Genomic DNA, 2,309 nt, shown 5'->3' with positions numbered 1-2,309 from the left:
CCATTTTCGTCACTACTGCAATGATTTTATTACTGATTCACCATTCAACACTTAGTCTATAGTTTGCGCCTATTTTGTTTGTATGATTGATAGATAGTAAGTATATATAGGTAACCTTTTTTGTGTTTACTTTTGGGTAACTTAAAGTTAAAATGTAATCATGAAAGGAGGAAATAAAGTGTCAGCAAAAGTATGCCAAAGATGTAGCGGAAAGAACGATGTAACTGAATTTAATATTGGAGATGAAAAACACAGGTTATGTATTGACTGCCGATCCAAATTTTTGATAAAGGCAGAAATGGGGCGTCCACCGATCGGGATTACTAGAAAGATTTCTTTGACGTTAGCTCAAGAAGACTGGGATTGGTTAGATAAGGGGAACCGTTCAAAAACTATTCGTACACTCGTTCACAATGAAAGGTTGTCAGACGAGCGCAAAGGGGGTTTATAGGCTTTTTTAACAAAAGGTAATGGTTTTGTACCTCTTAGGCATCGAAACGTCTCAGGATGGCGTTTAAAGCGGAGTTATTCAATCTAGCAAAGGATGGTGTCAGAATGCTAGAATTAGATAAACGAAAAAAGCGCCCTCATTCTTTGGACGGAATAGGCGCTCAATCGTTACATATCAAGGGGTAAGTCTACCCTTTTAAGTTGTTACGTCCATTTTAACAGCTTAAAGCACTGTAGACAACACCCCTTGAATAATAGAGGAGTGTTTTTTAATGGCAAATGATCGAAACAAAAGCGAAGCAGTATTTAAAGCAGAGAAAAGAACTAACCCGTATGTGATGGTTGATAAATATATCCTGAGTGATGACCGGCTCAGTTGGAAAGCCAAAGGGCTTTTAATTTATCTACTCTCCAAGCCGGAAGGTTGGCAGGTCTATGAATCAGACCTCATAAAACGCTCAAAAGATGGTAGAGATTCTGTGCGAGCTGGTATAAAAGAACTTATTTCATGCGGCTACCTTATGCGTAGGCAAATACGTGAGAATGGTAGTTTTGGACGCATGGAGTACATCGCATATGAGCAACCTATCGAGCTTGAAATGACTGAAATCACCGAAGACGGATTTTCCGTTCACGGGGATAATCATCCGCAAACGGAAAATCCGTCCGCGGGAAATACGTCAACGGAAAACCCACTACTTAGTAATAATGATTTAAGTAATAATGATTTAAATATGATTGATTGTATGAGTGCATCCGCTGAAATCGCTTGTTCTTCAGAATCTCAAAATTATTCAAATGAAATCTATCAAGCGTTAGAAGAACGTGTTACTCAAAAATGTTACATAGCAAACGGTGTTACAATGGGTGGATCTTATATTCCGGAAATCTATTTGATGTTAGTTAATCAATTTCCGAAACAGCTTGATCCAGAAGTAATATCAATCGCATGTGATCTCTACGCTGCTCGTGCAGCTGATCTGTTTGGAAACCTGCGCTTCAATATTGATAACCCTGTAGGGTTCTTTAATAACTGCTATAAAGATGCGATCAAGCAATATAAAGCTGCTAAGAGAGTGAAAACAAGAAGGTGAGCATGTGAAAAAAATTAAAAAAGGATACTTTAAATCACCAAACGATATATTTGAAATCGGATTAAATCCTTATCAGTTATCGGTTTATTTATATCTGACACGCTGCAGCAATAATTCAACAACTGCTTTTCCTTCCTTTTCGACCATTGCTTCTAAATGCGGAATGAGTGAACGGAAAGCAAAACAGGTTGTTAAAGAATTAACGCTGCTTAATCTTCTCAAAAAAGAAAATCGAAAAGGTACAAACGGATCTAATAAAAGTAATATTTATGAAGTAATAGAACCCGTTCGGCTACCTAATGAAGAGTTCCCAAAAAAGGAACTTTCGGTTCCAAAAGTGGGAGTCAACAGTTCCCAAAACGGGAACTTTACTAGTGCATCAGATACACAAGGTAGTGAATCAAGTGCACAGTATAAACAACTAGGTTATAAACAACCAATAAATATTAAAGACAACAACATATACATTGATCTACCAATCAACGATCATCTCTATTTACAAATCTATAACTCTTATTTTTTCCTAAACAAAGAAAAACATCATATGAGAGTTACAGAAGAGCAACTAGCATTAATTATGGAAAACATTTATCGCCTTGAAGAATGTGGTATTGAAAAAGAAGAATTTGAGGAAGGCGTTCAAGAACATTTTGATACATTACCTAAGAAGAACAACGGGAATTTTTTAGCTTTCATTAACACATTCCCTAGACGTTTTGAAGTGGCTTATGAAGGAATGTATGATCGATAAAACGCAAAAACAAC

At 36.6% G+C, this 2,309-nt stretch carries 3 protein-coding genes; all 3 read left to right on the top strand.

Features of this window, described 5'->3' with window-relative positions; all coding sequences use genetic code 11:
• Positions 1–178 precede the first annotated feature (178 nt).
• The 3 genes from H580_RS0114445 (at position 179) to H580_RS25545 (ending at position 2,295) form a co-directional block, all read left to right on the top strand.
• Entirely contained in the window at positions 179–451 is a 273-nt protein-coding gene (locus H580_RS0114445; RefSeq protein WP_028595405.1) for a hypothetical protein, read from the top strand.
• Positions 452–722: 271 nt separating this feature from the next.
• Complete coding sequence (locus tag H580_RS24350) at positions 723–1,544, top strand: helix-turn-helix domain-containing protein (protein WP_036605308.1); 822 nt, start codon at positions 723–725, stop codon at positions 1,542–1,544.
• Between the two features lie 4 nt (positions 1,545–1,548).
• Entirely contained in the window at positions 1,549–2,295 is a 747-nt protein-coding gene (locus tag H580_RS25545; protein WP_051217475.1) for a helix-turn-helix domain-containing protein, read from the top strand.
• Positions 2,296–2,309 lie beyond the last annotated feature (14 nt).

This window comes from Paenibacillus assamensis DSM 18201 (assembly GCF_000422445.1).
Lineage (GTDB): Bacteria > Bacillota > Bacilli > Paenibacillales > Paenibacillaceae > Paenibacillus_B > Paenibacillus_B assamensis.
Note: the sequence above shows the minus strand (reverse complement) of the source record. Positions and strands in the feature narration are given on the sequence as shown.

Excerpts from the sequence above, each read along its gene's own strand:
- H580_RS24350 (WP_036605308.1), top strand. The coding sequence starts at position 723 with ATGGCAAATGATCGAAACAAAAGCGAAGCAGTATTTAAAGCAGAGAAA.